Annotated in this window: 6 protein-coding genes; 1 reads left to right on the top strand and 5 read right to left on the bottom strand. The window is 47.6% G+C overall.

The genetic code is table 11. From position 1 onward, the window contains the following. Window positions 1-1174 (top strand): dihydroxy-acid dehydratase (locus tag DBO31_RS00340; RefSeq protein WP_150824157.1); only part of this gene is annotated, 1174 nt, incomplete at its 5' end. 57 nt (window positions 1175-1231) lie between these two features. Here DBO31_RS00340 and DBO31_RS00335 read toward each other — a convergent pair. The 5 genes from DBO31_RS00335 to DBO31_RS00315 form a co-directional block, all read right to left on the bottom strand. After that, entirely contained in the window at window positions 1232-2497 is a 1266-nt protein-coding gene (locus DBO31_RS00335) for an MFS transporter (protein WP_059076367.1), read from the bottom strand. A gap of 305 nt (window positions 2498-2802) precedes the next feature. Further along, complete coding sequence (locus tag DBO31_RS00330) at window positions 2803-3564, bottom strand: SDR family NAD(P)-dependent oxidoreductase (protein WP_150824156.1); 762 nt, start codon at window positions 3562-3564, stop codon at window positions 2803-2805. A 16-nt stretch (window positions 3565-3580) separates the two neighbouring features. After that, entirely contained in the window at window positions 3581-4339 is a 759-nt protein-coding gene (locus DBO31_RS00325; protein WP_059076365.1) for an SDR family NAD(P)-dependent oxidoreductase, read from the bottom strand. Window positions 4340-4378: 39 nt separating this feature from the next. Next, on the bottom strand, window positions 4379-5149 hold the full coding sequence (locus DBO31_RS00320) for an IclR family transcriptional regulator (protein ID WP_059076364.1): 771 nt from the start codon (window positions 5147-5149) through the stop codon (window positions 4379-4381). A gap of 200 nt (window positions 5150-5349) precedes the next feature. Next, entirely contained in the window at window positions 5350-6759 is a 1410-nt protein-coding gene (locus DBO31_RS00315; RefSeq protein ID WP_059076363.1) for an FAD-binding oxidoreductase, read from the bottom strand. Between the last annotated feature and the right edge of the window lie 75 nt (window positions 6760-6834).

Below are 6834 nucleotides of genomic sequence, written 5' to 3'. Positions count from 1 at the left end.
TGCCGGAAAAATAGACGAACCTACGTTTAACAGTCTGGAAGATGTCTGCGGTCCGACCTGCGGATCCTGTTCGTTTTATGGCTCAGCCAATACGATGAACTGTGTCGCCGAAGCCATGGGGATCTCACTTCCCGGAGCCGCTCTGATTCCGGCCGTCTATGCTGATCGTACGCGCTGTGCCGAACAAACCGGTGAAGCAATCGTACGCCTTACCCAACAGGGCATCACCAGTCATGACATCCTGACGATGGACGCCATTGAAAACGGCATACGCGTCCTTATGGCAACGGGAGGCTCTACGAATGGCGTACTCCATCTGACCGCAATGGCTCATGAATTAGGCATTGATCATGAAACGATGCTGGCTGTCTTTGATAAACTCAGCGCCACAACACCACTCATTGCCAAAGTCAACCCGGCATCATCCTATGATATGGAAGATTTCTATAAGGCCGGCGGTATCCCCAAAGTCATGACAGAAATCCTGCCGCTGCTTCACAAAGACTGCATGACCGTTACGGGCATGACCGTTTCCGAAAATCTGCAGAACTATACCTACAAATACGAATTTAACCCCCAGGTCATCAAAACCATGGCTGAACCGTTCGAATCCCGCAAGGGCCTGGCTATTCTCCGGGGAAATCTGGCTCCGGAAACGGGCGTCACCAAGCCGGCTGCTATTGACCCGTCGATCCTGACGTTTACGGGAACGGCCAAATGTTATAATTCGGAAGAAGAAGCTGAAAAAGCCATCTTGGGCGGCGATATCGTAGCCGGTGACGTCGTCGTCATCCGTTATGAAGGGCCAAAAGGCGGTCCTGGTATGCGGGAAATGTTCAAGGCCATGAAGTATCTGTACGGCCGGGGACTGGCAAAATCGACAGCCCTCGTTACGGATGGACGTTTCTCCGGTACCAACAACGGCTGTTTTGTCGGTCACGTTTCTCCTGAAGCCGCAGATGGCGGCCCCATTGCCCTCGTCAAAGACGGCGATAAAATCACCATTGATATCCCGAACAATACCCTGACGCTTCATGTATCAGATGAAGAACTGGCACAGCGCAAAAAGAATTGGGTCCGCCCCAAACCGAAATTTACACATGGATGGCTCGGCCTCTATTCCCGCATTGCAAAATCAGCCGCCACTGGCGCTATCCTCGATTTAAACGAATAACAGCAAAAAAGAGCATCCCCGCTGCGGGATGCTCTTTTTTGCTGTTTATGAAAGAAATTATTTACCTTCTGTCTTCTTCGGCAGGCTCAATGTCAGGAAGAAGCCGCAGGCAAGCATAGCTGCCAGGAAATAAATGCCCGCATAAATGGACATGAACTGCGTGGTCAGCCAGCCAACGATGAACGGACCGACGAAACCGCCGAGGTTGCCGAGAGCGTTGATGATGCCCAGGCTGTCGCCAGCAACTTTAGCCGGGAAAAGCATGGTCGGGATAGTCCAGAAAATCCCCGATGCGCACTGCAGGAACAGGCCGCAGCCGCAGAGGAAGGCAAAGGAAACCCAGGTGTAATCTTTCAGGAAAGCCGATGCCAGGAAGCAAAGAGCAAATCCCAGGAGGGGCAGGGCAACATATTTTTTACGGTTACCGCTGCGGTCAGACAAATGCCCAAAGATATACAAACCGGCCATGCAGGCGAAATACGGAATGGTGGAGAGGAAACCAATGCTGGTCATGCCGCTATTAGTAAGGCTTTTGAGGATAGTCGGCAGCCACATAGCAAAACCATAGATACCTACCTGATAGAAGAAATAGATGAGGATCAGTTTCCACATATTGACACTGCTGAGAATAGTGGAAAGAGACGTAGGCGCATCATCTTCCGAGCTGAGTTCTTTCTGTTCAGCAGCCAGCGTCGTTTCCAGGTATTCCCGTTCTTCTTTGGAAATCCATTTGGCTTCCGACGGACGGTTGCTGATAAGAGGCCACCACACGAAAATGAGCAGGAAAGAAACGGCACCTTCAGCGATGAAAACGGAACGCCAGCCAAAGGTCGTAACCAGCCAGCCGGAGATAGGACCGGTGATGATAGAAGCAATAGCTACATTCATGATGAAGTAGGAATTGGCCCGGCCACGTTCAGACGAAGGGAACCAGTGACTGATGATGACCAGGATAGCCGGCCATACACCGCCTTCAGCAACGCCGACGAGAAAACGCAGGACCAAAAGCTGGGTAGCTGTCTGCACAAACCCGAGGCTGGTACAAATAATACTCCAGGCAAGAATGGAAACAGCTATGAACTTTTTGGCATTGCCCGTTTCAGCAATATGTCCGCCCGGTACCTGGAGAACCATATAGCCGATAAAGAAAATACCTGCTGCCAGGCCGGATAAGGTTGCCGTCATCTGCAACGCATCGCTCATGCCGCCGGCCATAGCAAAACCGATATTAGTGCGATCCATAAATCCGAAAATATAGACGAGGATCGCCGGTGGAATAATGCGCCCCCAGCGTTTAGCCGGGATAGCTTCTGTTGATGCCATACTTAACACATCCTTCTAATAAAATAACCACAAGGTATAATGGCCATATCATAGAAAATAAAATTATAAATACGTCCTTTATATTCATTTCAAGAATAAAGAATATATATTTTCTATAGCCATTATTCATAGAAGTGGTGTACCTATTATAGCACCATTATTTTGTTTAGCAAGTAGCAGACCGGGTATTTTCAGCATTCTTGTATCCCAATTTTTTATTGTTACCATTCTATTTGTACATAAAAAATGCAGGAATTATATTGTTAACATTAACAATATAATTCCTGCATACTTATCATAAGGAATTACTGCATGGTCCAGCCACCATCGAGAACGATGGGCTGTCCCGTCATATAATCAGAGGCCGGCGATGCCAGGAAAACAGCAGCACCTGCAATATCCCCTACTTCACCGAAGCGGCGCATGGGAATCTTTCCTGTAATGTGTTTATAGATTTTTTCTTCACTCAATGCGTCTTTGTTGATATCTGTAATGACATACCCCGGGCAGATAGCGTTGACCTGAATATTGTATTTGGCCCATTCCAGCGCCAGAGCCTTTGTCATCTGCAGGACGCCGCCTTTGGCGACGCAATATGGCAGAACCTGTTTTTCTGCAACAAGGCCAAGCATGGAAGCGATATTAATGATTTTTCCGCTCTTCTGGGCAATCATATATTTTCCGGCAGCCTGTGCCATGAAGAATACGGCTTTCATATCCATATCAATCACACGGTCCCAGTCGGATTCTGTCAAATCTTCTGCCTTTTTCGTAATTGCGCTGCCGGCATTATTGACGAGAATGTCAATATGTCCAAACGCATCCATCGTCTTCTGCATCAGATTGGCGACATCGCTGGCAATGGTAACATCGCATTTGACGCCCAGTCCCTTGACGCCGTATTGTTCCATTTCTTTTGCTACGGCATCGCATTCATCCTGATGACGGCTGACTACGACGACATTGGCACCACTCTGGGCCAGACCTTCCACAATACCTTTGCCAATCCCCTTCGTACCGCCTGTAACAATAGCGGTTTTCCCTGTAAGTTGCAATTTTTCAAACATGTGTCTGTCTCCTCTCTTAATCGCACCAGGCAGCGCCGTTTACATCCAGGATTTCTCCAGAAATATATTTCGCCTTATCACTGGCAAGGAAAATAATCGCTTCGCTGATATCATCGGGTTCACCAAATTTGCGGCCCAGAGGGATAGTCTTAACGAGTTTTGCACACATTTTGGGATCCCATACGGCAGTCATTTTCGTCTGGATAGGTCCAGGTGCAACGGCATTGACGCGGATGCCATAACGGGCCGCAAAGGTAGCCGCCGAAATCGTCACATTGACGATAGCTGCCTTGCTGGCCGAGTAATCGACACCGACAGCACCAGAGCCAGTCTTGGCCGCAATAGATGTAACATTGACAATATTTCCCTTTGTTCCCGTGCGCATCATGGATTCGATGGCCTTCTGGTTAGTATATAACGTTCCGAAGGCATTGATTTTCATGACCCGGTCCCAGCTTTCCGGCGTAACACCGAGGAAATTCATACCACTGGTACAAATACCGGCAATATTGGCAAAAATATCAATACGGCCAAATTTCTTTTCCGTATCTGCTATGAGAGCATCTACATCGGCCGGCTTGCTTACATCACATGCCATAACGCTGGCTGAAAAGCCGTCTTTTTTTAATTCGGCAGCACATTCTTCACATTCAGACAGGACATTGCTGGAAATGACGCAGTGAGCTCCTTCTTCACAAAAACGACGGGCTGTCATGGCGCCGATACCGCGGCCGCCACCGGTTACTACTACAACTTTGTCTTTGAAATCATTCATACTGATCCATACCTTCCTTTTCCATAGAAATATCTATCATTAAATGAAGCTTAAATCCTGTTGTAATCCTGCTGTCTGCTCGGCAATTTCACTTTTATGGCGCTTCAGGATGCGGAGTATTTCCTGCTGTTTTTCTGGCGTAGAACGGTAAATCGGCAGGCTGACACTGATGGCCATCGTCTGGTCTGCCACCTGGATGGGAATGGAAATACATTCAATATCCTTATTTACTTCCCCATTTTCCAGCGCATATCCCTGTTTACGGATCGTATGCAGCTGACTCAGAAGTTCATCGACCGTGCGCACGGTCTGTTCCGTATACTGTTGCAGTACAGGCGGGCAGATACGGCGTACTTCTTCGTCTGTATAGCAACTGAGAAGGCTTTTTCCCAGACTCGTGGCATAGGCAGCCAGCGTCGCCCCTACAGATGAACTGACCCGGATAGCCTGCTGAGGTTCCATTTTAGCAATGTACAGGACATTCATCCCTTCCAAAACACCGAGCTGACAAATTTCATTACAAGCCGTAACGATTTCTTCCATATGTGCTTTGACAATATCGAGGCAGCTCAGTGTGCGGGTGTATGCATATCCCAGACGGAAACAGCTTTTGCCTAGTGTAAAAAGCGAATGCTGGCATTGCAGATATCCTTTTGCTACGAGAGTCATGACAATGGGGTGCAAGGTACCTTTAGAAATTCCCGTCTGCCGGGATAACTCTGTAAAGGATATCCCATTTTCATGACTATACGCCGTTTCCAGAATATCCAGAACGCGGACAGTCGGATTATGTAACTTTTCCTCTTCCATATCTCCCCTCCTTTTGTTCGAATACACAACATTGGTTCGTATATTCTAACTTCAGGTATAGAATATCATAGCCACAGCGTAAAGTCAATGAAATCACCTTAACCTGCAAATTACGCATGCAGAACCTGACTACCATGCAATATAGGAATTAAAAAAGCTGCTGCACCAAACAGTGCAGCAGCTCTGAAGTGAAGGACGGTTTAGTCTTCGTCGTATGTGAAAATTTTTCCTGGATTCAAAATCAGATTCGGGTCTAGTGCCTTCTTGATGGCCTTCATCATATCGAGAGAAACCGGATCGGTAAATTTCTTCATTTCATTGATTTTCCGCAGACCGATGCCATGTTCACCAGAGAGGCATCCGCCCAGGCTGTAAACCAGTGTATACAATTCGTTGTGATATTTAGGAATGACTTCATTCCACTGTTCCATAGGCATGTCCATTTTCAGGGCATTGACATGGATATTGCCATCACCGATATGGGCAGATGTAGTCGTAGCAATGCCATATTTCTTTTCAATAGCCGGAATCTGGGCCATGAGATCGGCAATTTTATCGACAGGAACGACGATATCTTCGGCAAGCCAGATCTGGCTGTCATTGCGGGCCGCTTCCCCGATATTATACCGTGCGCCCCAGATACGGTCGTCCGCAACCAATGTTTCAACGGAACCGTTCTTTTCGCAGATTTCATCAGCCGTAGCCACACGGTTGTCCAGGTCGTCCTGATCATAGGAATCAATAGTAATAATGATATAGTTCCCATTATCTTTAGAATGAGGAAGGGTCATATTCATGAACCGTTCTTCACTCTGAATCCCTTTATTGTCCAGGAATTCAATAGCTGTCGGCTGAACACCAGCCATAAGGAGCTGGTTCGGTACAGCCAGGGCTTTTGTTTCATCCGTAAAGATGGCAACCATATCAAAGTGATACGGAGCGATAGGACGGAGTTTCAGGCATAATTTAGTAATGATTCCCAACGTGCCTTCACTGCCGCAGATGAGTTTTTCCAGAGCATACCCGGTCGTATTTTTCTGCAGTCGCTTGCCTACCTGGGTAATTTCACCTGTCGGCGTTACGATTTCAGCCCAGTACACCTGATCGCGGGTCGTCCCGTATTTTACGACGCGGCTGCCGCCGGCATTAGTAGCCACGTTGCCACCGATTTCACTGGACGCTTTTGAGCTGGGATCTCCGGCGTAATACAAGCCAGCTTCTTTAGCGGCAGACTGTACGGCCGTCGTAACGGCGCCTGCTTCTACGATCATATACAGTGCTTCTTTATTGACTTCAATGATTTTATTCATTTTTTCCAGGCAGAGAACAATTCCATTATAAACAGGAATTGCCTGGCAGGCAAGGCTGCTGCCACCGCCACGTGGTGTTACAGGAACCATGTATTCGTTGGCCAGCTTCATAATAGCCGCTACCTGTTCCGTCGTTTCCGGGAAAACTACCACTTCCGGCGTGTGGAAATAGGCCGGATTGGTTTCTTCGTCCGTCTTATAAACATCCAGTTTTTCCGGATCTGTCGTCATGTTGTGTTTTCCAAGTAAATCAAGCAGTTTCTGAATCAGTTCAGGTGTTACTTTGTTGTATTTAGGCATAAGTCAGCCCTCCCCGTTTAAAATAGAACGATTAGCAAATCATCCTTTCCTACAAAACGATACATGCCACAGTAT

Source organism: Megasphaera sp. DJF_B143, assembly GCF_900320625.1.
GTDB lineage: Bacteria > Bacillota > Negativicutes > Veillonellales > Megasphaeraceae > Megasphaera > Megasphaera hexanoica.
The sequence above is the reverse complement of the archived record's forward strand: the minus strand, read 5'-3'. Positions and strand labels throughout refer to the sequence as shown.

Excerpts from the sequence above, each read along its gene's own strand:
- DBO31_RS00315 (WP_059076363.1), bottom strand. The coding sequence starts at position 6,759 with ATGCCTAAATACAACAAAGTAACACCTGAACTGATTCAGAAACTGCTT.
- DBO31_RS00335 (WP_059076367.1), bottom strand. The coding sequence starts at position 2,497 with ATGGCATCAACAGAAGCTATCCCGGCTAAACGCTGGGGGCGCATTATT.
- DBO31_RS00320 (WP_059076364.1), bottom strand. The coding sequence starts at position 5,149 with ATGGAAGAGGAAAAGTTACATAATCCGACTGTCCGCGTTCTGGATATT.
- DBO31_RS00330 (WP_150824156.1), bottom strand. The coding sequence starts at position 3,564 with ATGTTTGAAAAATTGCAACTTACAGGGAAAACCGCTATTGTTACAGGC.
- DBO31_RS00325 (WP_059076365.1), bottom strand. The coding sequence starts at position 4,339 with ATGAATGATTTCAAAGACAAAGTTGTAGTAGTAACCGGTGGCGGCCGC.